Genomic DNA, 22,404 nt, shown 5'->3' on the forward strand with positions numbered 1-22,404 from the left:
TCAATCGTGCGGGGTGCGCAGGCCGTCCACGTCGAGGATCAGGGACATGCGGCCGTCGCCGATCAGGGTGGCGCCGGCGTAGCCGCGCAGGCCGCGCAGGGCCTTGGGCAGCGGCTTGATCACCACTTCCTCGCGGCCACGCACCTGGTCCACCACCAGCCCGAAGCGGGCTTCGCCGGCCTGCAGCACCACGATGGTGAGCAGGGGCGAGGGCGCCGGATCCACATCGAGCCAGTGGCGCAGGTCCACCAGCGGCAGGGTATGGGTCCTGCGGTCGAGCACGGCGCGGCCGTCGAACCAGCCCAGCGAGGTGTTCGGCGCGTGCAGCACTTCCATCACGCGTGCCAGCGGCAGTGCGTAGACGTCCTCGCCGGCCTGCACCAGCAGGGTCGGCAGGATCGCCAGGGTGAGCGGCACGCGGATCATGAAACGGCTGCCGCGGCCCAGTTCGGACTGGATCTGGATCTGGCCGCTGAGCTCGCGGATGCGCGACTGCACCACGTCCATGCCGACGCCACGACCGGAGATATCGGTGACTTCCTGCTTGGTCGAGAAGCCGGGCAGGAACACCAGGTGCAGGCATTCCTCGCTGGTCAGGCGGGCGGCGGCTTCGGGATCGATCAGGCCCTTTTCGCGGGCCTTGGCGCGCAGGCGCTCGGGGTCGATGCCGGCGCCGTCGTCCTGCACTTCAATGCTGACGTAGTCGCCTTCCTGCTGCGCGGACAGGCGCACGTTGCCGCTGCGTGTCTTGCCCTGGGCTTCGCGCAGCTCGGGCATTTCAATGCCGTGGTCGATCGCGTTGCGCACCAGGTGCACCAGCGGGTCGGCCAGGGCTTCGACCAGGTTGCGGTCCAGTTCGGTTTCCGCCCCGATCAGTTCCAGCTCCACTTCCTTCTTCAGGTTGCGGGCCACGTCGCGGGCGACCTTCGGGAAGCGTGAGAACACCTTGCCCACCGGCTGCATGCGGGTGCGCATCACCGCCGACTGCAGGCGCGCGGTGGCGATATCCAGCGTGGACACGGCGCGGTCCAGTTCTTCGTCGTGCAGGCGTGCACGCAGGGTCTTGAGCCGGTTGCGCGACAGCACCAGTTCGCCGATCAGGTTGACGATGGCATCCAGGCGCTTGGTATCCACGCGCACGGTGTGTTCGGCTTCGGCCACCGGCTTGTTGACGGCCGGCTTGGCCGGGGCCGGAGCGGCGACCGGGCGCGGCGCGACGGCCGGGGCGGGTGCCGCTGCGGCCACGCTCTGCGCGCCGGGAGCGGCGCCGCCATGCAGCTGGTCGAGCAGGGCTTCGAATTCGTCTTCGCCGATCAGGCCATCGTCGTTCTTTTTCGCCACGGCAGTGGGAGCCGCGCCGCCGTGCAGGGTATCCAGCAGGGCTTCGAATTCATCGTCGGTGATGAGCTCGCCGCTCGAGGCGGCCGCCGTCGCGGCCGGTGCCGGCGTGGCCGGTCCGTTGACGTCGAACTGCGCGATCAGTTCCGGCGGGGCATAGCCCGGCTCGGTGCCGGCGGCCACCGAATCCAGCATCGACTGCAGGTAATCCAGCGATTGCTGGCCGGCGTCGAAATGGTGGGCCTGCAGCACGGCCTGGCCCGAGCGGGCCATGCCAAGGGTTTCTTCGGCGGCGTGGCACAGCTCGACCATGGCCTGGATGCCCAGGAAGCCGGCACCGCCCTTGAGCGTGTGGAACCCGCGGAACACCGCGTTGAGCTGGTCGCTGTCCTGGGGCGACTGCTCCAGCGACACCAGCTGTTCGCCGAGGCGATCCAGGATCTCCTGGGCCTCGAGGATGAAGTCTGCAGCAATGTCGTCTGGAACAGCACTCATGGTTTCAAAGCCCCAAATCGGAAAGCAGGTCGTCGGCGTCGACCTGTGACACCTGATGGCGGTCCAGGCCGCTCACGGCCGGACCGGCCAGGCCGTTGTCGCGCTTGTGCGCGCTGTCGTCCGGCGGCGGCAGGCCGAGCGCGCCGAAGCCTTCGTGCACGCGGCGCACGATGCCCACCACGCGGCGGATGATCTGCCCGGTGAGATCCTGGTAGCTCTGGGTGAGCGCGATCTCGGTGAGGTTGTGGCGGATGCGGTCCAGCTGCTGGTCCTGGTCCGGGCTCAGCCCGTTGGCACGCAGCTGCTCGGTGAGCGCGCGGCATTCCTCGGCCAGGTCCAGGGTGCGGTGGGTGGCCTGTTCGGTCATCGCCACCACGTGGTCCAGGCGCGCGCAGGCATCGTCAAGCTCGCCGGCTTCGCTGGGCAGGGTGGGCAGTTCGCCCAGCGCCTGGCCCAGTTCGCGGGCAAGGCGGTTCAGCCCGGCCATCATCGGCTGGGTGCGCAGCGCGGCCAGGGCGTCGATTTCCCGGCGCCAGCCGGCTTCGTCGCCGCTTTCCAGCGCGGCCAGGGCATCCTGCAGGCGCTGCACCAGCGCCGATTTGTCGCGAAGGGTTTCCATCACGCGCTGGCCGCCAGGCGCTCGAAGATCTTGCCGAGCTTTTCTTCCAGGGTCTGGGCGGTGAACGGCTTGATGATGTAGCCGTTCACGCCGGACTGGGCGGCTTCAATGATCTGCTCGCGCTTGGCTTCGGCGGTGACCATCAGCACCGGCAGGGTCTTGAGCTTGGCGTCGGCGCGGATCGCCTTGAGCAGGTCGATACCGGTCATGACCGGCATGTTCCAGTCGGTGACCACGAAATCGAACGACTGGCTCTGCAGCAGGGCCAGCGCGGCATGCCCGTCCTCGGCTTCGGCCGTATTGGTGAAGCCCAGATCGCCCAGCAGGTTCTTGACGATACGACGCATGGTCGAGAAGTCGTCGACGATCAGGATACGCATGTTCTTGTTCAAAGCACTTTCCTCGGTATCAAGTGTTCTCGAGGCCGGCGTCGGCCGCCTCGAAGATCTTCAGTCGGCCACGCAGGCGCAGCACTGCCTGGCCATGGATCTGGCAGACGCGCGACTCGCTGACGCCGAGCACCGCGCCGATCTCTTTCAGGTTCAGTTCCTGCTCGTAGTACAGCGACAGCACCAGCTGTTCGCGTTCGGGCAGCAGGCCGATCGCATTGCCCAGCTCGCGGCCGAATTCGCCGCGCTCCAGCACCTGCTGCGGAGTCGGGCCGCCCTGGGCGACGGTATCCAGCTCGCCCTGGTCTTCGATCCGCGATTCCAGGCTCAGCACCTGGCCACGCGCGGCGTCTTCCATCAGGCGCAGGTAGTCGGGCAGCGGCATGTCCATCGCGGCGGCCACTTCGGTGGCGCTGGCGGCGCGGCCGGTGGTCTGCTCCAGCCGGCGGATGGTGGACGCGGCGTCGCGGGCACGGCGGTGCACCGAACGCGGCACCCAGTCGCCGCGGCGGATCTCGTCGATCATCGAGCCGCGGATGCGGATCGAGGCGTAGGTTTCGAACGAGGCGCCCTGGTCGGCGTCGTAGCTGCGCGAGGCCTCGATCAGGCCCATCATGCCGGCCTGGATCAGGTCGTCGACTTCAACGCTGGCCGGCAGGCGTGCGGCCAGGTGGTGGGCGATGCGCCGGACCAGGTCCGAGTGCTGGGCAATGCACTCGTTGGCAGCGGCGCGCTGCACCTCTTTGTATTGTGCGGCGCCTTTCATGCGGTCACCCCGCGTTGCTTGAGGATGCGTTCCAGGAAGAATTCAACGCCGCCGCGCGGCTCGGTCGGGGCCTGCCAGCGGGCGGTGCGCCGGGCGATCTCGGCGATCGCCTGCGCCGACGGGCTGGACGGGTAGGCCTTCACCACCGGCTGCTGGCGCTGCACCGACAGGCGCAACCAGTCGTCCTGCGGCACGCAGCCCAGGTAGTTCAGCGAGACATCGGCCAGGAACTTGTCACAGACCCGGCTCAGCTTTTCGTAGAGCACGCGGCCTTCGTTCGGATCACGCACCATGTTGGCGACCACCTGGATGCGGTCCACGCCACGTTCGCGCGAGAGCACCTTGATCAGCGCATAGGCATCGGTGATCGAGGCCGGTTCGTCGCAGACCACCACCACGGTGTCCTGGGCGGCCTGGCAGAAGGTGAGCACGCCGTCGGTGATGCCGGCGGCGGTGTCGACCACCATGAAGTCCAGATCGCGTTCCAGTTCGGAGAACACGTTGACCAGGCCCACGTGTTCGGCCGGCTGCAGTTCGGCCATGTGGCGGCGGCCCGACGCGGCCGGCACCACCAGCACGCCACCCGGGCCTTCCAGGATCACTTCATCCAGCGTGCAGCGCCCGGCGACCAGGTCGGCCAGGGTCAGCTTGGGCTGCAGGCCCAGGATCACATCGATGTTGGCCAGGCCCAGGTCGGCATCCAGCAGCAGCGTGCGCTTGCCCATGTCGGCCAGCGCCACGGCCAGGTTGGCCGACACATTGGTCTTGCCCACGCCGCCCTTGCCGCCGGTGACGGCGATGGTGCGGACCGGGCCCAGCGGCTGGCTGCGGGTGGCCGACAACGGGAAGGTCCTGGTCAGGTTTTCATACTCACGCGACGGCATGGTTCAACTCCGGGTTGCAGGGCATATCGGCCGCGCGGCGCAAATCTTCAAGGCGAAGTACAAGATTGGCTGCACTGGCCCGGTGCAGGTCTTCGGGAACGTCCTGCCCGTCGGTGACCCAGGTGATCGGCAGGCGGTGGTCGACGGCCACCGACAGCGCGGTACCGAAGCGGCCGGTCTCGTCCAGCTTGCTCAGCACCACGCCCTGCGGGTTGGCGCCGCTGAAGCGGCGGACCACCTCGTCCATGTCGCCGAAGCTGGTGTTGGCCGGCAGCACCAGCAGCGTGCGGATCTGCGGGGCGGCGCGGAGCCACTGCAGCTGGGCGGCCAGGGCGCGGTCACGCGGGCCCAGGCCGGCGGTGTCGATCAGCACCAGCTTGTAGTCCTTCAGGCGCTCCAGCAGCTGGGCCAGGTCGCTGCCACTGTTGGCTTCATGCACGGCGATGCCGAGCTGGCGGCCGAAGCCGTACAGCTGTTCGCGGGCGCCGATGCGGGCGGTATCGGTGGTGACCAGGGCCACGTCGCGGGCGGCGTGGGCTTCGGCGAAGCGCGAGGCCAGCTTGGCGATGGTGGTGGTCTTGCCGGCACCGGTGGGACCGACCAGGGCGATCACGCCGCCGGCCTCCAGCGGGTCGACCGGGGCGATCGGCAGCTTCTTGGACAGCAGCCCCAGCATCAGGCCACGGCCACGGTGGGCTTCGGTGTCCAGCGGGATCTGCAGGGCCACATCGCGGCAGATGCCGGCGTCGAAACCGTATTCGTCCATCAGGTCCAGCGCGGCGGCACGCACCGCCGAGCCGCGCAGGCGCTCGTCGGTGAAGCGGTTCATTTCGCGCTCGATGACGGTGCGCATGCCGGCCACTTCATTCCGCAGCTGGCGCAGTTCCTCATCGTCGCGGACCAGGGTGACCGGGGCGGCGACGGCAGGCACCGGGGCGGTGATGACCTCGGCCGGCACCGTCGGTTCGTTGGCGGCCTGCAGCGACGGCTCGACCGGTGCAGCAACGGTCATGGCGGCGACCGGCGCGGCGATGGCGTCCACAACCACCGGAGCGGGCGCGGCAAACACCGCCGAATCGTCGATCTGGATGGCCGGGCTGGCCGCGGCCGGGACCACCGGCACGGTTTCCCACAGCGGCGCCGCCGGGGCCTCAAGGGGAGCCCGCTGCATCTGCTGCGCCGGCATCTGCGGCAGCTGCGGCGGGATGCTGGTGCGGCCTGCCGGAGCGTGCATCTCGAACAGCGGTGCTTCGTCCAGCGGCGGGTCGATGATGAAGCGGGCGCGGTTGGCCGGGGCCGGCGCAGCGGCGCGGACCGGTGCTTCCACTGCCACCGGTGCGGCGTCGGCGACCGGCGCGACCACGGTGCGTTCGGCGGCGGCAGCCTGCTCAACATTGAACGGGGCGAAGATCTGTTCCGGCAGATGGGTGGCCGGCTGCACGTTGGCGCGGGCCAGGGTGGCGGCAAAGCCGCTGCTGCCCGGCGGCGGCACGATTTCGTTGGCGCTGTCCAGGGTGCGGCCGGTCGCGCCGACGGCGGCGCGGGCGAGGGCGGCCACGGCCGAGGTGGTGGCCGCCACCGGTTCCGGCGCGGCGGCCGGTGCCTTGCGGCGGGTCACCGCGGCGATCACCGCATCGGCGGCGTTGCGCGGGCGCGGGGCCGGCGGCGGCGGCGCCACGTCCTTGCGCGCCGCTTCCAGTGCACGCTGCACCGCGCCTTCGTCATAGTTCGCCGCGGCCACGATTTCCACGCCTTCCTCGATCCGGCGATTGGACAGGATCACGGCATCCGGACCGTGTTCCTTGCGCACCAGGTTCATGGCAGAGCGCATATCGGGAGCGACGAAGCGTTTGATTTTCATGCTGTGGTACCGGGACTGGGGCGGCTGGGGGGTGGAAGGGAAGCGCTGGTTGTCGGTGGTCTGCACGGTCCGGGTTTCCCTTCTTGTCCTGCTGCGGTGATTGCGAAATGGGGGTGTCTGTTTTCTGACGCGTTGCTGTCGGAGTTCCGGCTCAGCTGATCGTGCCGACCAGCTTCAGCCGCTTGTCCTCGGGGACCTCGCTGTAGGCCAGCACGGACAGCGACGGAACGCTGTGGCGTACCAGCCGTGCCAGCGCGGCACGTACCGGACCGGGCACCAACACCACCGCGGGCTCGTTCTTCGCTTCCTGCTTGCTGACACATTCGGCCAGGCTCTGGTGCAGTCGCTCAGCGAGTCCGGGTTCCAGCGCGGCGCCGTTGCCCTGAGTGGACTCCTGCAAGACGCGTTCCAGTTGCGGGTTGAGGGTGAACACCGGCAGCTCGGCGGACATGCCGGCGATCTCCTGGACGATGAAACGGCCCAGCGCGTTGCGCACGGCGGCCGTCAGTACGCCGGGGTCCTGGCTCATCGGCGCGTTCTCCACCAGCGATTCGGCGATCTTGCGCAGCTGGCGCACCGGGATGCGTTCGATCAGCAGGTTCTGCAGCACCCGCACCACCACCGACAGCGGCAATGCCTTCGGGGTGAGGTCCTCGACCAGCTTCGGGGCGCTCTTGGCCAGGTTGGCCAGCAGCTGCTGCACCTCTTCGTGGCCGAGCAGCTCCGGGGCGTGTTCGCGGATCAGGTGCGAGAGGTGGGTGGCGACCACAGTGGCCGGGTCGACCACGGTGTAGCCCATCGATTCGGCGTGGGCGCGCTGGTGCGGCTGGATCCAGGTGGCATCCAGGCCGAATGCGGGGTCCTTGCCGGCGATACCTTCCAGCGCGCCGAGCGCGCTGCCCGGGTCCAGGGCCAGTTCGCGGTCGGGGTGGATTTCGGCGGTGGCCACCGGCACGCCGTGGATCAGCAGCCGGTAGGCGCTGGCGCCCAGTTCCAGGTTGTCGCGGATGTGCACGGACGGGATCAGGAAGCCGATGTCGTGGGTGAGCTTGCGGCGCACGCCCTTGATGCGCGCCATCAGTTCGCCGCCCTGGTTCTTGTCCACCAGCGGGATCAGCCGGTAGCCCACTTCCAGGCCCAGCGGATCGACCGGGCGCAGTTCGTCCCAGGTCAGTTCGGCGGTGGGCGAGGGCGCTGCGCCGGGCAGGCCCAGCGCATTGGTCGGGCCGGCCGCAGGCGCGGCGGCGGCGCGCTCGGCCGCCTGGCTCTTCTGCCAGAGCTTCCAGGCGATGAAGCCGAGGATGGCAGCCAGCGTCAAGAAGGCGACGTTGGGCATGCCCGGGACCAGGCCGACCAGGCCCAGGATCGCCGCGGCGATGGTCAGTGCGCGGTGCTGGCCGAACACCTGGCCCATCATGGCCTGGGCCATGTCCTGCGAGCGCGAGGCGCGGGTGACCAGCATGGCCACGGCCGAGGACACCAGCAGTGCCGGCAGCTGCGCCACCAGCCCGTCACCGATCGACAGCAGGGTGTAGGTGGCTGCGGCTTCGCCGAACGGCATGCCGTGCTGGAGCACGCCAACGGCCAGGCCGCCGATCATGTTGATGAAAAGAATGAGGATGCCGGCGATGGCATCGCCGCGGATGAACTTGCTGGCACCGTCCATGGCGCCGTAGAAGTCGGCTTCCTCGCGGACTTCTTCACGGCGCAGCTTGGCTTCTTCACGCGTCAGCAAACCGGCGTTGAGGTCGGCGTCGATCGCCATCTGCTTGCCGGGCATGGCGTCCAGGATGAAGCGCGCGGTCACTTCGGACACGCGGCCGGCACCCTTGGTGATCACCACGAAATTGATGATGGTCAGGATCGCGAAGACCACGATGCCCACGGCGTAGTTGCCGCCGATGACGAATTCGCCGAATGCGGCGATCACCTTGCCGGCCGCTTCATGGCCGTTCTGGCCGTTGAGCAGGATCACGCGGGTGGAGGCCACGTTCAGCGCCAGCCGCAGCATGGTGGTGATCAGCAGCACGATCGGGAAGATGGTGAAATCCAGCGGGCGCTTCACGTACACCACCGCCAGCAGCACCATCAGCGAGATGGCGATGTTGAAGGTGAACAGCGCATCGAGCACCGGGGCGGCCAGCGGCACCACCACCATGGCCAGCAGGGCCAGCACGATCAGCGGGGCGCCAAGGCCCTGGCGGATCATGTCCAGGGCGCGGCGGGTGTTCATGCCGGCGGGCTGGGCGCTCATGGGCGGCCTCCCTTGCCGAACTCATCCACGTCGATGCTGGGCGCGGCCGGCATCGGTCCACCCCGCCAGGTACGCAGCTGGTAGACGTAGGACAGCACCTGGGCAACGGCCGAATACAGTCTCACGGGAATTTCCTTTCCAAGTTGACCTTCCCGATACAAGGCGCGTGCCAAAGGCGGGGCCGAGACGATGGCGACCTTGTTGCCGTCGGCCACCTGGCGGATTCGCAGGGCGGTTTCGTCCACGCCCAGGGCCACCACGGTGGGGGCGCCCATCCTGCCGCCGTCGTATTTGAGGGCCACCGCGTAGTGGGTGGGGTTGACCACCACCACGTCGGCGGTGGGCACCGCTTCCATCATCCGGCGGTTGGACATCTGTTGCTGCAGCTGGCGGATGCGGCCCTTCACTTCCGGGCTGCCCTCGCTTTCCTTCATCTCCCGGCGCAGCTCTTCGCGGGTCATCTTCAGCTTTCGCATCCAGTTCCAGCGCTGGTACGGGGCGTCGATGGCGGCCAGCAGCATCATGGCCCCGCCGGTGGCCAGCATCAGTTTCAGGGTGAAGCCCAGGCCGTGGACCATGGCCGCCTCCAGCGGTTGGTGGACCAGATCGCGCAGCCCGCGGATGCCATGCCAGACCACCAGCCCGGCGGCGGTGCCGACGAACACGATGCGCAGCAGGGATTTGGTGAATTCGCCGATGGCTTCGGCGCCATACAGGCGCTTCATGCCGGCCATCGGGCTGAGCCGGTTGAACTGCGGCATCAGCGATTTGTTCGACCAGCGCAGCCCGCCCATGGCTACCGGGGCCAGGAAGCTGGCCAGCAGGCAGACCAGCAGCAGCGGCCACAGGGCCAGCATCAGCTGCAGGAACAGGTGCCCGAAATGGCTGAACAACCCCAGCGGCTCGAAGCGCAGGCCCGGTTCCGGGGTCAGGGCCAGCTTCATCCAGTCCTTGGCGCTGCTGGCCATGCCCCCGGAAAACGCCATCAGTGCCAGCACCGAGGCGCCGAACACGGCGGCGGTGGCCAGCTCGCGTGAACGCGGGATGTTGCCCTGTTCACGGGCATCACGCAGGCGTTTTTCGGTAGGTTGTTCGGTTTTTTCGCCGGCTTGTTCTTCGTCGGACATCGGGAGCAGGGCACCACGGGGATTACCCGGGGTGGTGCAAGAAGTGTTCCATTGCGGACGAGGTGCCGGGAGCAGAGCACGTGACAGGGACAGTGATCGAGCTCTGGCTCGGGATCGGGATCGTGATCGTGATGGTGACGGCGACGGCGACGGCGACGGCGACGGGAGAGTAGGGTCGATTCCCAAACGACCGCCGATACGGGTCAACGTCCGGTAACGCATGACGGGAAGCGCAGAAGCGTTCCCCGACGGAGGTCATGCCGCCATCGAACGCGGGCAATCCACGTGCAGTCGATCGGGATGCGACCCTACCAGCAACAGCCCAACAGCCCGGCGCCACCGGCATCATCAATGGCATCATCCAGGTTCAACTGACTGCTGCGGTAATCGATGTCGCCTTACCTGTTCTGCGCTGTCCTGTTGGCCGGGCTGCTGCATGCCAGCTGGAACGCCATCGTCAAACGCGGCAGCGATACGCTGTTCACCACGATCCTGGTGACCGGCTCGGCGGCGTTGATCGCGGCGCTCTGCCTGCCTTTCGTGACCGCACCGGATCCGCGCAGCTGGCCGTGGCTGGCGGCGTCGACCGTGCTGCAGGCGGGGTATTACCTGCTGGTGGCGCGCACCTACCGGGTGACCGACATGAGCGCGGCCTATCCGTTGATGCGGGGTTGCGCGCCGATCCTGGTGGCGCTGGTGGGCGGGGCCGTTCTCGGCGAGCGCCTGCCGGGGTTGGCATGGGCCGGCATCGGGCTGATCTGCTTCGGTATTCTGTGCATGTCGCACGGGATCGTGCGTCGGCAGATGTGGCTGCCTCTGCTCAACGCCGGAGTGATTGCCACTTACACGCTGGTAGACGCCTTGGGGGCGCGGCAGTCCGGTTCGGCGCTGGGCTACACCTTGTGGCTGTTCCTGCTGTCGGGGCTGCCATTGCCGGTCTGGGCCCTCGCTACCCGCGCGCCGCAGCTTTTCGCCTATGCACAATCGAACTGGGGCTATGGCCTCGTCGGCGGCGTAGGTACCCTGACATCGTACGGCGTGGTGCTCTGGGTGATGACGCAGGCGCCTGTGGCGATGGTCTCGGCGCTACGCGAGACCTCGATCCTGTTTGGCGTGCTGATCTCTGCGTTGGTATTACGCGAACGGGTCACCCGGCAACGATGGGTCGCCGCCGGCTTGATCGTTGCAGGAGCGGTGGTGCTGCGCGTGTGCGGCTAATCCAGGAAATGCCCGCCCTGCGAGGCTTTGTGGTCCTGTGACACCACCATCCGTGGGCGTGGCAGGTCGTGGAGCTGCAGGAAGCGCTCGGCGTCGACCGGGCGGCCGAGCAGGTAGCCCTGCAGGAAGTCGCAGCCCAGCCGCTCCAGGTAGGAACGCTGGCCGGCGGTTTCCACGCCTTCGGCCACGATGTCCATGTCCAGCGCATGCCCCAGCGCCACGATGGCCGAGACGATTACCACGTCTTCGGAGCTGTTTTCCAGGTCGCGCACGAAGGCGTGGTCGATCTTGATCTCGGTGGCCGGCAGGCGTTTGAGATACAGCAGGCTGGAATAGCCGGTGCCGAAATCGTCGATGGAAATGCCCACACCCAGCCGCGCCAGGGCCTGCAGCAGGCGCAGGCTGGTCTCGGTGTCGCGCATCACCGCGCTTTCGGTTATCTCCAGGACCAGCCGGCGCGGTTCCACCCGGTGCAGTTTCAGCGCGTCGCTGATCTCGCCGAGCAGGTTCGGGGAGCCGAACTGGATTGGCGACAGGTTCACCGATACCGACCAGCTGTCGTGGCCGGCGTCATGCCAGCGGCGCAGCTGGCGGCACGCTTCGTTGAGCACCCAGCGCCCGATCTCGTGGATGACCCCGCTGCGTTCGGCCAGGCGGATGAAACGATCCGGTGGAATCAGGCCATGCTCGGGGTGGTTCCAGCGGACCAGGGCCTCGGCGCCACAGACCTGGTGGGTGCTGACCCGCACCTTGGGCTGGTAGTGCAGGAACAGCTGGTTGGCCTGGATCGCGCGGCGCAGGTCGGCCAGCAGCCGGAATTGCTGTTCGGCGCTGTCGCTCATCCACTCGGCGAACACCACGAAGGCGTTGCGTCCGGCCTCCTTGGCCTGGTACATCGCCGCGTCGGCATACCCCATCAACTGGCGTTCGGTGGTGGCGTGGTCGGGGCAGATGGCAATGCCGATGCTGGCGGTGACCTGCAGCTCATGCCCGGGCACCAGGTTGCCGGTGCCCACGGCCTGGATGATGCGGCCGGCCAGGCTGGACACGTCCTCGTCGTTGTCGATGCCGACCACCAGCACGAACTCGTCGCCGCCCAGGCGGGCCATCACGTCGGCGGCACGCAGCAGCTGGCGGGTGCGCGTGGCCACCGCGACCAGCAGGGCGTCGCCGGTCTGGTGACCGTAGGCGTCGTTGACCTGTTTGAAGCCATCCAGGTCCATGAACATCACCGCAAAACGCCCTCCACGTTGTTCGGCATCCACCAGGGCCTGTTCAATGCGCTGCTGCAGCAGCAGGCGATTGGGCAGGTGGGTCAGCGGATCGTGCAGGGCGGCCTGGCTGAGCTCGGCATGCGCATCGTCCAGCGACGTGCGCAGGTGCAGGTTGCGCAACCGCAGCAGCTGCGCCTGCTGCCGCTGGTCCAGCCAGGACACCAGCAGCACCACGGCCAGGATGCCGATGGTGAGCACCATCACCAGCGCCCCCAGCCACTGGGTCTGCAGGCCGGTGCCGGCGGCGGCGCCGCACACGCTGTCAGCGGGGAACCGTGCCGCGGCCATGCCGGTGTAGTGCATGCCGACGATCGCCGCGCCCAGCACCACCGCCGGCGCCAGGCGATGCTGCAGCCGGGTGTCGTTGTGGCGCAGGCGGAAGGCGACGTACAGCGCGACCCACGACGCCGCGACTGCAATGATGAGAGAGAGGGTGAACCAGCCCGGGTGGTATTCGATGCCCGGGCGCATGAGCATGGCCGCCATGCCCAGGTAATGCATGCTGGCGATGCCGCTGCCCATCAGCAACGCACCCAGTGCCAGGCGCGAATGCGGCAGCGTGGCGCGTGAGACCAGCCAGAGCGCGAAGATCGAAGAGGCGATCGCCGCCAGTAACGATACCGCGGTCAGTTCAAGGTCGTACCCCAATGGGATGGGCAGCTTGAAGGCCAGCATGCCGATGAAGTGCATGGACCAGATTCCCAGGCCCATGGCGCACCCACCGCCCAGCAGCCACAGCACGCTGATCCTTGGCGAAGGCGCGGTGGTGACCCGATTGGCCATGTCCAGCGCGGTGAAGGACGCCATGATGGCAACCAGCAGCGAAACTACGACCAACCATGGGGTGTAACTGCCGACGAGCATCATGACTCTCCCTGGCGTACACAGCTGCAATCTAAAAAGACTGGACCGCGCTTCTGCGCGGACTGCTCAGGCACGTTTCCCCCTGCCGTAATGCATGTTAACGACACAGGAGGGGGCGAAAGCAAGCGCAAATCCGGCCAAATTTCATGCAGCCATCACGCGACCGTCACCTGTTTTACATACGGGCGCGTACGCGACTGGGCCGGCGCTAGCGGGTGAGGCCGTCGGCGGTCTGGAACGCGGCGTCGAACAGGCGTTGCACCGGGGGGCCCATTTCACCGGCAAGCACGGTCAGCAGGAACAGGCCCAGCAACAGGGCGACCGGCAGGCCCAGCTGGATCGGGTTGAGCGCGGGTGCGGCACGCGCCAGCACGCCGAAGGCCAGGTTCACCGCCAACATGGCGACCGTGATCGGCAGTGACAGCGTCAACGCGCCGCGCAGCACCTGCAGCAGGAACGTGGGCGCGGTGCTGATGAACGCATCGAGGTCGGGCAGCGATGCGCCGATCGGCACTGCCTTGTAGCTGTCCATCACCAGTGAGATCAACGCGAGATGCCCGTTGGCGGCAAAGAACAGCAGGCCGAACAGAAGATAGAACCACTGACCGATCACGCCCGAGGTGCCGCCGCGCATCGGATCGCTCATCTGCGCGAAGGCCAGGCCGGTGCCCTGCGAAACCAGTTCGCCGGCCATGGCCCCGGCTTCGAACACCAGCCGCAGCAGGAAGCCGATGGAGATGCCGATGGCCAGTTCGCGCGCGATGCTGAGTACGGTGGCCGCGTCAAAACCGGTCCAGGCCGGGACGGGCGGCAGCATCGGCGACAGCGCGATGGCCAGTGCGCCGGACAGCATCACGCGCACCCGTGCCGGCACCGCGCGGCTGCCGACCAGCGGCATGGCCATGATCATGGCGCCGATGCGCAGCATGGTCCACAGCACGGTGCCGATCATGCCGAAGGCGTTGAGCCCGTCGGCGGCCATCTGGGTTGCCGAATCCATCGCGGGGCTATCCGATCAGGTGCGGTATGCGCTGGAACAGCAGCGTGGTGTATTCGACCAGGTGGCCGATCAGCAGGCTGCCTAGCGCGAACAACACGGCGGTGAGCGCGGCGGCCTTGGCCACGAAGGCGATGGTGGGTTCGTTGAGCTGGGTGGCGGCCTGCACCACGCCGACCACCACGCCGACGATCAGGACGGTCAACAGCAGCGGGCCGGCTACCCACAGCACGGTGATCAGGCCGCCGCGCAGTTCGGTCAGGGCAAGTTCGGGTGTCATGGCGACCTCAGACGGCGTTGAAGCTGGCGGCAAGGGTGCCGACCACCAGCACCCAGCCGTCGACCAGCACGAACAGCAGGATCTTGAAGGGCGCCGAGACCAGCATCGGCGAGAGCATCATCATGCCCATCGACATCAGCACGCTGGCCACGACCAGGTCGATGATCACGAACGGGATGAAGATCAGGAAGCCGATTTCAAAGGCGGTTTTCAGTTCGCTGGTGACGAACGAGGCAACCAGCACCGGGAACGGAATGGCATCGGGGCTGGCGTAAGTGCCATGCCCGGCCATGCCGGCGAAGGTCATCAGGTCGGTTTCGCGGATCTGGGCCAGCATGAAGGCGCGCAGCGGCTGGGTGGTGAGGGTCCAGGCGGTCTGGAAGTCGATCTCGCCATTGAGGTAGGGCGCCATGCCGCTGCCCCAGGCTTTCTGCCATACCGGCAGCATCACCATGGCGGTCAGGAACAGGGCCAGGCCGAGCAGCACCTGGTTGGACGGGGTCTGGCCGGTGCCCAGTGCCTGGCGCAGCAGGCCCAGCACGATGATGATGCGGGTGAAGGCGGTGAGCACCAGCAGCATCGACGGGATCAGGGTGATCGCGGTCATCAGCAGCAGGGTCTGCAGCGGCAGGCTGACCGGGGCGCCACCGATCTTGCCGACATTCACGTCGGGCAGGTTGGGCACGGCGGGCGCGCCGGGCGCGGCCATGGCCAGCGCGGGCAACGCGCACAGCAGCAGGGTCAGCAGCAACGGCAGGTAACGGGTCCAGGATGCACGGGGGCCACGCATGATCATTTTTCCTTGCGCAGCCGCTGTTGCAGCAGCTGGGCGAAATTCGGCAGGTTCTTGAAATCCGGCAGGCGCGCCGGTTCCGGGGTGGGCAGCGGTTCGGGCAGGCGGTGCAGGGTGTTGATGCCGCCGGCGGTGACGCCGAGCAGCAGCTGTTCGCCGTTGATATCGACGACGACGACGCGTTCCTTGGCACCCACGTTGAGGCTGGCCACCACGCGCAGGCCGTCGGCGGGCTTGAAGCCGCTGCCGGGCATGCGCTTGAGCACCCAGCCCAGGCCGACGATCAGCGCCAGCACGGCCAGCAGTGCGAGCACGGCGCCGAACATGCTGGGTGCCGCGGCAGCGTGCTGGCCGACCTTGGCCGCCGGTGCACCGGCGGCAATGAGTGCCAGGGAAATCAACGCAGTCTCCGGATCCGTTCGCTGGGGCTGACCACGTCGGTCAGGCGCACGCCGAAGCGGTCGTTGATGACCACGACTTCGCCGTGGGCGATGAGGGTGCCGTTGACGAACACGTCGAGTGATTCGCCGGCGCCGCGTTCCAGTTCGACCACCGAGCCCTGGTTGAGCTGCAGCAGGTTGCGGATGGGCAGGCGGGCGCGGCCGACTTCCAGCGACAGGGTGACCGGTACGTCGAGGATCACGTCGAGGTTCAGATCCGGGCCGCCGCTGGTCTCGTCGGACTGCAGGGTGGTGAACTGCGCCGGTGCCGGTTCGTTGGTTTCGATGTCGTCGTTCATTGCGGGTCTTCCTGGATAACGGGAGCGCGCGGGCGGGTGCCCGGGGGATGGGTAGCGGTGATCTTCACGGCGTTCATGCCGTTGGCGACGCCGAACTGGCCGGTGAACACGGGAATGTTCTCCACGCACAGCGGCACGTGGGGAGGCAGGTCGATGGGCAGGATGTCGCCGATCTTGAGCTGGGTGAGGTCACGCAGGCTCATGCGTTTGGTGGCGAGCACGCTGGAGAGGGTGACTTCGGCGATGTTGAGCTGTTCGCGCAGCATGGTGCCCCAGCTTTCGTCGCGGTCGTTGCGGTCGCTCTGGATGCCGGCGTCGAGCAGTTCGCGGATCGGTTCGAGCATCGAGTACGGCAACGTGACGTGGATGTCGCCGCCACCGCCGTCGAGTTCGACATGCAGGCGGCAGACCACGACGTATTCGCGGGGGGTGACGATGTTGGCGAAGTGGGGGTTGATTTCGGAGTTGATGTATTCGAGTTCGACATCCATCACCGGGGCCCAGGCTTCGCGCAGGTCGGCGAAGGTCTGCTTGAGCAGGAGGTGGATGACGCGCATTTCGGTGGCGGTGAATTCGCGGCCTTCGATGCGGGTGGGGTAGCGCCCGTCGCCGCCGAAGAAGTTGTCGACAATGGCGAACACGAGGGTGGGTTCGAAGACGATCAGGCCGGTGCCGCGCAGGGGCTTGAAGCGGATCAGGTTGAGGTTGGTCGGTACATACAGGGAGTGCATGTAGTCGTTGAACTTGATCAGTTCGATGCCGCGCACGGACAGTTCGGCGGAGCGGCGGATCAGGTTGAACAGGCCGATGCGCCAGAGGCGGGCGAAGCGCTCGTTGACCATTTCCAGGGTCGGCATGCGCCCCCGGATGATGCGGTCCTGGCTGGCAAAATCGTAGTTGCGCGCTTCGCCGGGGGCGATGGCGTCGACTTCGGTTTCGACGGCGCCGGAATCGACGCCATGCAGCAGGGCATCGATTTCGTCCTGGGAAAGCAGGTCATTCATGGGATGCCCTTACTGGGTGACGAAGCTGGTGAACAGCAGTTCGTCGACGCCCTTGCTGCCGGTTTCGGCTTTGAGCAGTTTCTGCACTTCGGCCAGGGAGTCGGCCTGCAGGCGTTCTTTGCCGGCGCGGTCGGCGATCTGGGCCGGTTCGACCTGGGAGAACAGCATGAGCAGTTTGGCGCGGATGGCGGGGGCGTGAAGCTTGATGGCTTCAAGGGCGGCCGGGTCGCGGGTCATGAGCTGTACTTCGACCTGGAGGTAGCGGGGGCCGTCGAAGCTGCTGCTGAGGTTGACGACGAACGGGGGTTCGAGGCCGAAGTACTGGGCGGGGGCGGGCACGGCCGATTTGGCGGTGACGGCTTTGGCGGGGGTCTTCTCGTCGTGGGACTGGGTGAAGTACCACACGCCGCCACCGGCGGCGCCAGCGGCGACGACGGCGATCAGGGCGGTGACGAGGAGGGGGCTGCGCGGCTTGGCGGCCTTGTCCTTGTCGGTGGATTTCTTGGTTTTGTCAGCGGCTGCGGCCACGAGGGGAAGCTCCATAGGATTGCTTCCTGGCTACATGCAAACGCTGTGCCGAACCCCGACGGTTTTTCGTTGCCGGGATTTTGACGGGCTTCGAAGGCGCCTTGAGCGTTCTGGAGGAGAAGCCCCCTGAGTCAGGGGGCGGCCGCGAAGCGGCGGGGGTGTGGGTGCTGATGAGAAGGGGCCCGCGGTTTGCGCAGCAAAGCGTGGGAGCGGCAGCGCGAATGCGATGACGCGTACCTCACACCCCCGCAAACCGGCCCCGACCCACCTTTGACGGTGTCCCATTGACGGGGGGGAAAACCAATGCAAAACCGGTGCGCTCCCGGGCGCCCGATATTGGCCTGTCTTTCGGCTTTACGCGTATGCGTCGACCAACCCGCGCTGGCGCATCAATTGCGATGGGGAAATCGTTGTTTCGATCATTGCCGGATCTCCGTCTCCGGTTCCGTGGCCTGCCTGGCCGCCGTTTGCCTTGCCATCCTGCGCGGTCTGCTGGTGGCCAACGTCGGCATTGCCCAGCTGGAATCCCTGGTCGTTCAGCATTTCACGCAGGCGCGGGATGCTGGATTCAAGGGCGTGGCGGACGTCGGCGTGGGCGCTGCTGAAGCTGGCGTGGACCTTGTCGCCGTCCATCTGGAGGCGGACTTCGATCTGGCCGAGGTCGTGGGGGGTGACTTTGATGGTGGCGTGGCCGATTTTCTGGTCGGCCAGCCAGCCGATGCGGGCGCTCATGGCGTCGTCGAAGTCGTCGCCGCCGACGTGCGGGGTGGCGGTGGGGTCGCCCTGGAACGGGGTGCTGGCGGTGGCTGCGGCCTTGAGTTCGGCGGCGGCGTGCAGGGCGTGCAGGAGCGGGGTGGTGGGGGCGTCGGTGTCGCTGCCGGCGTTGGCGATGGCGTCTTTCAGCAAATCGGGCAGGGCGACGTCTTCAGTGACCTGGGCGTCGGCCGGCAGGGCGATGGGCGCGGCGCTGCTGGCAGTGGCGGCGGGGGCGACGCCGGGCAGGGCGGGTGCGGGCAGTGCGCTGGCGGGGGTGTTGGGCGTGGTGGGGAGTGCCGGGTCGGCCTTGGCCAGGGCGGTGTCGGCATTGGCGGCCGGGGCGGCCATGACGGTGACGGCTTCGACGCCGGCCAAGGCCAGGCCGGCGAGGCCGAGCGGCGGCCATGGGGCGGTGTCGGCGTCGTCGGTGGCGTCGCTGGCGGTCGGCGTGTCGCTGGCGGCAGTCGTGGGAGCGGTGGCCGGGTCGGTGGCCTCGGCTGGCGCGTCCGCGCCGGGGCGGCCGGGGGCGTCGCCCGTGCTGCTGCCGCCCGCGTCGGCGGTCGTGGGTTTGTCTTTGCTGGCCTTGGCGGGCGCGTCTTTAGGGCCGCCGTCGGCTTTCAGCAGGGCGTCAAAGTCCCGACGGTCGCTGCCGCCGCTGGCGGTGTTGCGCGCGCTGGGGCTGGTGGGGGTGGCGCTGCTGCTGGCGGTGGGGCCGGCGCTGCTGCCGAGCAGGCTGGGGGGCATCACGGGGTGTCTCCGCTGTCGGTGTCTTCGGCGCGGGCAAGGCGGCTGCGGCGGGCGCCGAGGTCGTCCATTTCGCGCTGGTCGCGGCGGTCGACCAGGACTTTTTCCTGGGCGCGGTAGCTGGCGGCGAGCTGTTCGAGCACGGCTTTGTCGCGGCTGGCCAGGATCAGGCGGGCGCGTTCGGCTTCGACCTTTTCACGGTTGCTGTCGACGGTCTGGCGCTGCTGGGCGACGGCGGTGTCGAGGCGGTCGAGGAAGGCGCGGCGGTTGAGCAGCTGGGCCGGGCTGGTGGCGGCCATCTGTGCGTTCGCGTACTCCTCGGCATAGCGCCGCAGCTCTTCCAGGCGTGAGAGGTGGGTGTCGAGCACGCGCTGGCGTTCGGCGAGGTCGCGGGCGACTTCGTCTTCGTGGTCCTGGGCCCGCTTGAGCAGGGGATCGATGCGCTTGGATTGCATGGGTTAGCCCTCAGGTTCCACCAGGCGCTTGAGCGCGGCCTGGCTGTGCGGCAGGTCGGCGGCTTTGCCGACGTCCTGGCCGAGGAAATCGACGATGTCCGACCAGCGTTCCAGTGCTTCGTCGGTGGCCGGATCGTTGCCGCGCTGGTAGGCGCCGATGGCGATCAGGTCGCGGTTGCTGGAGTAGGCGGAGACCAGGCGCTTGAGCTTGCGGATGCGCAGGCGCCAGGGTTCGTCGGCGATTTCAGTGACGACGCGGCTGACCGACGATTCGACGTCGATGGCCGGGTACAGGCCGCTGTCGGCCACGCGGCGGGAGAGCAGGATGTGGCCGTCGAGGATGGCGCGGGCGGCGTCGGCGATGGGGTCCTGGGGGTCGTCGCCTTCGGTCAGCACGGTGTAGAACGCGGTGATGGAGCCGCGGCCCTTGGCGCCGTTGCCGGCGCGTTCGACCAGCGCGGGCAGTTTGGCGAACACCGAGGGCGGGTAGCCGCGGGTGGTCGGCGGTTCGCCGACGGACAGGCCGATTTCGCGCTGGGCCTGGGCGAAGCGGGTCAGCGAGTCCATCAGCAGCAGCACGTTCAGGCCCTGGTCGCGGAACCATTCGGCAATGGCGGTGGCGCGGTAGGCGCCGTGCAGGCGGGCCAGTGGTGGGCGGTCGGCGGGGCTGGCCACCACCACGGCGCGGCGCAGGCCTTCTTCGCCGAGGGTGCTTTCGACGAAATCGCGCACTTCGCGGCCACGTTCGCCGATCAGGCCGACCACGATCACATCGGCGGCGGTGTAGCGGGTCATCATGCCCAGCAGGGTGGACTTGCCGACGCCGGAACCGGCGAACAGGCCCACGCGCTGGCCACGGCCGATCGGCAGCAGGGCGTTGATGGCGCGCACGCCGACATCGAGCGGCTGGGTGATCGGTTCACGGGCGAGCGGGTTGATCGAGACGCCGGCCATGCCGACGGTGCCTTCGGCGCGGATCGGGCCCTTGCCGTCCAGGGGCACGCCGTCGCTGTCGATGACGCGGCCGAGCAGGCCTTCGCCGACTTCCACGCCGCCACGGCCCAGCGAGGGCACCACGCGGGCATTGGGCAGCAGCCCGTGCAGCTCGGCGCTGGGCATGAGGTAGGTGCGTTCGCCGGCGAAGCCGACCACTTCGGCATCGACCCAGCCGCCATCGGCCACTTCGACCTTGCAGCTGGCGCCCATCGGCGATTCGCAGCCGACCGCTTCCAGGGTCAGGCCGACCGCGCGGCGCAGCACGCCTTCGCGGATCAGGCCGCGACCATGTGCGCCGTCGGGCTTGATGCCGTCCAGGCGCGCGGCCAGGCGCAGGTTGCGCGCGGCGGACCAGTCCGCGGCGGGCGGGGGCAGGGGTTCGGGGTTCATGCGCTGGCTCCGGATTTGCGCAGCACTGCATCCAGCGCGCCGCGCAGACGCGCCTCGAGGGTGCCGTCGATGCGCACGGCTTCGGCGTGTACGCGCAGGTCGCCACGGCTCAGGGTGAGGTCGGCGGTGAGGCGCTGGGTGGGCGAGAGCTGCAGCAGCGGGGCGAGTGCGGCGATGTCGTCGGGGTGCAGGCGCACTTCGACGTCGCGATTTGCACCGCCCACCGCGTCGACCGCTTCGCCAACCAGCTGCGCGAGCAGGGCGGGGTCGGCCTCGTAGGCGCGGCCGACCAGGGTGCCGGCGATGCGCACGGCCAGTTCGCCGAGCGCGGCCACCACTTCGTTTTCGAGACGTGCCAGTGGACGGCCGAAGTTGTCCAGGATGCCTTCGATCTGCGCGACCAGGCGGCGCACTTCGGCCTGGCCCTGGGCCTGGCCGTCGGCGTGGCCCTGTTCGAAACCGTCTTTTTCCGCAGCGTCCTGGATCGCCTGGATTTCTTCCAGGGTCGGCAGCTGCAGCAGCGGCTCGGGCTCGTGTTCGGCAACCGGTTCGTCGAGGTCGTAATGGTCGTCCTGCGGGGCGGCAGGGGCTGCCAGCAGGTCCGGGGCAAGCCAGCGCACGGCGTGGTTCACAGCATCGCCTCCGCGTTGCCGCCGAGGGTGACGGTGCCTTCATCGGCCATGCGCTTGACGATGGCCAGGATCTCGCGCTGCGCGGTTTCCACGTCCGACAGGCGCACCGGACCGCGTGCTTCCATGTCTTCAAGCAGGATTTCGGCGGCACGCTGGGACATGTTGCGGGTGATCTTGTCGCGCACCTTGATGTCGGCGCCGCGCAGGGCCAGGCCCAGGCGCTCGCCACTGACTTCGCGCAGCACCAGCTGCAGTTCGCGGTCTTCCAGGTCGATCAGGTCGTCGAACACGAACATCTTTTCCTGGATGCGCGCGCTCAGCGGCGCATCGATGCGCGAGATCTCGCCGAGGATCGCCTGGTCCTGGCCACTGTCCATGAAGTTGAGGATGTTGGCCGCGCACTGCACGCCGCCGATGTTGGACGACTTCAGGTTCTGGTTGCCGGCGAACTGGCGCTCCATGATTTCGTTCAGTTCGTTCAACGCGTTCGGCGGAATGCCGTCCAGGGTGGCGATGCGCAGCAGCACGTCCACGCGGGTGCGCTCGGGCAGCAGCTTGAGCGCATCGGCGGCCTGGTCGGTTTCCAGGTGGGCCATCACGATGGCGATGATCTGCGGGTGCTCGTTGCGCACCAGGTCAGCCACCGCACGCGGGTCCATCCACTTCAGCGCGTCCAGGCCGGTGGTGTTACGGCCGAGCAGGATGCGGTCGATGAGGTTGCCGGCCTTCTCGCTGCCCAGGGCCTGCACCAGCATGTTGCGGATGTAGTCGTCCGAGCCGACGCCAAGCGAGGTCTTGGAGCCCAGTTCGGTGCTGAACTGGTCCATGACCCGCTCGACCTGCTCGCGGGTGATGTCGCTCATGGTCGCCATGGCGATGCCGATCTTCTGCACTTCCTTCGGTTCCATGTGGCGCAGCACGTCGGCCGCTTCCACTTCGCCCAGGGACAGCAGCAGCACGGCGGCGCGCTGCACGCCGCTCAGCGGGGCAGGGGGGGCGGC

At 68.0% G+C, this 22,404-nt stretch carries 22 protein-coding genes; 1 reads left to right on the top strand and 21 read right to left on the bottom strand.

The annotated features are described in order from the left end of the window. The 8 genes from BAY15_RS09390 to flhB all read right to left on the bottom strand — a co-directional run bounded on the left by BAY15_RS09390 (nucleotide 1) and on the right by flhB (nucleotide 9,733). A complete protein-coding gene (locus tag BAY15_RS09390; protein ID WP_068851631.1) occupies nucleotides 1-1,833 on the bottom strand; it encodes a chemotaxis protein CheA in 1,833 nt (610 codons plus the stop codon). 4 nt (nucleotides 1,834-1,837) lie between these two features. Then, complete coding sequence (locus BAY15_RS09395) at nucleotides 1,838-2,452, bottom strand: protein phosphatase CheZ (protein WP_068851634.1); 615 nt, start codon at nucleotides 2,450-2,452, stop codon at nucleotides 1,838-1,840. Next, nucleotides 2,452-2,844, bottom strand: coding sequence for a chemotaxis response regulator CheY (cheY, locus tag BAY15_RS09400; protein ID WP_068851637.1), 393 nt, complete (start codon nucleotides 2,842-2,844; stop codon nucleotides 2,452-2,454). The genes BAY15_RS09395 and cheY overlap by 1 nt, the downstream gene beginning before the upstream one ends. 16 nt (nucleotides 2,845-2,860) lie before the next feature. Next, on the bottom strand, nucleotides 2,861-3,607 hold the full coding sequence (locus tag BAY15_RS09405) for an RNA polymerase sigma factor FliA (RefSeq protein ID WP_068851640.1): 747 nt from the start codon (nucleotides 3,605-3,607) through the stop codon (nucleotides 2,861-2,863). Continuing rightward, complete coding sequence (locus BAY15_RS09410) at nucleotides 3,604-4,491, bottom strand: MinD/ParA family ATP-binding protein (RefSeq protein ID WP_068851643.1); 888 nt, start codon at nucleotides 4,489-4,491, stop codon at nucleotides 3,604-3,606. The genes BAY15_RS09405 and BAY15_RS09410 overlap by 4 nt, the downstream gene beginning before the upstream one ends. Further along, nucleotides 4,478-6,352, bottom strand: a complete 1,875-nt coding sequence (locus tag BAY15_RS09415; RefSeq protein ID WP_068854641.1) for an AAA family ATPase — start codon at nucleotides 6,350-6,352, stop codon at nucleotides 4,478-4,480. The genes BAY15_RS09410 and BAY15_RS09415 overlap by 14 nt, the downstream gene beginning before the upstream one ends. A 151-nt stretch (nucleotides 6,353-6,503) precedes the next feature. Then, nucleotides 6,504-8,606 (bottom strand): flagellar biosynthesis protein FlhA, encoded by a 2,103-nt coding sequence (gene flhA / locus BAY15_RS09420; protein ID WP_068851646.1) that lies wholly within the window; start codon nucleotides 8,604-8,606, stop codon nucleotides 6,504-6,506. Beyond that, on the bottom strand, nucleotides 8,603-9,733 hold the full coding sequence (flhB, locus tag BAY15_RS09425; protein ID WP_068851649.1) for a flagellar biosynthesis protein FlhB: 1,131 nt from the start codon (nucleotides 9,731-9,733) through the stop codon (nucleotides 8,603-8,605). The genes flhA and flhB overlap by 4 nt, the downstream gene beginning before the upstream one ends. Before the next feature lie 390 nt (nucleotides 9,734-10,123). On the opposite strand from flhB, the gene BAY15_RS09430 reads away from it, so the two are divergent. After that, nucleotides 10,124-10,951 (top strand): DMT family transporter, encoded by an 828-nt coding sequence (locus BAY15_RS09430; protein WP_068851652.1) that lies wholly within the window; start codon nucleotides 10,124-10,126, stop codon nucleotides 10,949-10,951. Here the strand turns inward: BAY15_RS09430 and BAY15_RS09435 are convergent. The 13 genes from BAY15_RS09435 to fliG all read right to left on the bottom strand — a co-directional run bounded on the left by BAY15_RS09435 (nucleotide 10,948) and on the right by fliG (nucleotide 22,386). Beyond that, nucleotides 10,948-13,089 (bottom strand): putative bifunctional diguanylate cyclase/phosphodiesterase, encoded by a 2,142-nt coding sequence (locus tag BAY15_RS09435; RefSeq protein WP_068854642.1) that lies wholly within the window; start codon nucleotides 13,087-13,089, stop codon nucleotides 10,948-10,950. The two genes, BAY15_RS09430 and BAY15_RS09435, sit on opposite strands and share 4 nt — an antisense overlap. A 208-nt stretch (nucleotides 13,090-13,297) precedes the next feature. Further along, nucleotides 13,298-14,089, bottom strand: coding sequence for a flagellar biosynthetic protein FliR (gene fliR, locus BAY15_RS09440; RefSeq protein ID WP_068851654.1), 792 nt, complete (start codon nucleotides 14,087-14,089; stop codon nucleotides 13,298-13,300). Between the two features lie 7 nt (nucleotides 14,090-14,096). Further along, the gene (locus BAY15_RS09445) at nucleotides 14,097-14,366 is read right to left on the bottom strand and encodes a flagellar biosynthetic protein FliQ (RefSeq protein ID WP_017356083.1); all 270 of its coding nucleotides are present in this window, start codon (nucleotides 14,364-14,366) and stop codon (nucleotides 14,097-14,099) included. Nucleotides 14,367-14,373: 7 nt separating this feature from the next. After that, a complete protein-coding gene (gene fliP / locus BAY15_RS09450) occupies nucleotides 14,374-15,156 on the bottom strand; it encodes a flagellar type III secretion system pore protein FliP (protein ID WP_068851657.1) in 783 nt (260 codons plus the stop codon). A gap of 2 nt (nucleotides 15,157-15,158) precedes the next feature. Further along, the gene (gene fliO, locus BAY15_RS09455; protein WP_068851659.1) at nucleotides 15,159-15,560 is read right to left on the bottom strand and encodes a flagellar biosynthetic protein FliO; all 402 of its coding nucleotides are present in this window, start codon (nucleotides 15,558-15,560) and stop codon (nucleotides 15,159-15,161) included. Further along, on the bottom strand, nucleotides 15,557-15,898 hold the full coding sequence (fliN, locus tag BAY15_RS09460; protein ID WP_068851662.1) for a flagellar motor switch protein FliN: 342 nt from the start codon (nucleotides 15,896-15,898) through the stop codon (nucleotides 15,557-15,559). The genes fliO and fliN overlap by 4 nt, the downstream gene beginning before the upstream one ends. Then, nucleotides 15,895-16,902 carry a flagellar motor switch protein FliM gene (gene fliM, locus BAY15_RS09465; RefSeq protein WP_068851665.1) on the bottom strand — a complete coding sequence of 336 codons (1,008 nt, stop codon included), beginning with the start codon at nucleotides 16,900-16,902 and terminating at the stop codon, nucleotides 15,895-15,897. Before fliM ends, fliN begins: the two co-directional genes overlap by 4 nt. Nucleotides 16,903-16,911: 9 nt before the next feature. After that, nucleotides 16,912-17,445 carry a flagellar basal body-associated FliL family protein gene (locus BAY15_RS09470; protein WP_068851669.1) on the bottom strand — a complete coding sequence of 178 codons (534 nt, stop codon included), beginning with the start codon at nucleotides 17,443-17,445 and terminating at the stop codon, nucleotides 16,912-16,914. 339 nt (nucleotides 17,446-17,784) lie between these two features. Then, on the bottom strand, nucleotides 17,785-18,930 hold the full coding sequence (locus tag BAY15_RS09475) for a flagellar hook-length control protein FliK (RefSeq protein ID WP_068854643.1): 1,146 nt from the start codon (nucleotides 18,928-18,930) through the stop codon (nucleotides 17,785-17,787). Then, the gene (gene fliJ, locus BAY15_RS09480) at nucleotides 18,930-19,385 is read right to left on the bottom strand and encodes a flagellar export protein FliJ (RefSeq protein WP_068851672.1); all 456 of its coding nucleotides are present in this window, start codon (nucleotides 19,383-19,385) and stop codon (nucleotides 18,930-18,932) included. Before fliJ ends, BAY15_RS09475 begins: the two co-directional genes overlap by 1 nt. 3 nt (nucleotides 19,386-19,388) lie before the next feature. Continuing rightward, the gene (locus tag BAY15_RS09485; RefSeq protein WP_068851675.1) at nucleotides 19,389-20,771 is read right to left on the bottom strand and encodes a FliI/YscN family ATPase; all 1,383 of its coding nucleotides are present in this window, start codon (nucleotides 20,769-20,771) and stop codon (nucleotides 19,389-19,391) included. Beyond that, a complete protein-coding gene (locus tag BAY15_RS09490) occupies nucleotides 20,768-21,403 on the bottom strand; it encodes a FliH/SctL family protein (RefSeq protein ID WP_068851678.1) in 636 nt (211 codons plus the stop codon). Before BAY15_RS09490 ends, BAY15_RS09485 begins: the two co-directional genes overlap by 4 nt. Beyond that, entirely contained in the window at nucleotides 21,400-22,386 is a 987-nt protein-coding gene (gene fliG / locus BAY15_RS09495; protein ID WP_068854644.1) for a flagellar motor switch protein FliG, read from the bottom strand. Before fliG ends, BAY15_RS09490 begins: the two co-directional genes overlap by 4 nt. Nucleotides 22,387-22,404 lie beyond the last annotated feature (18 nt).

The organism is Stenotrophomonas rhizophila, assembly GCF_001704155.1.
Taxonomy (GTDB): Bacteria; Pseudomonadota; Gammaproteobacteria; order Xanthomonadales; family Xanthomonadaceae; genus Stenotrophomonas; species Stenotrophomonas rhizophila_A.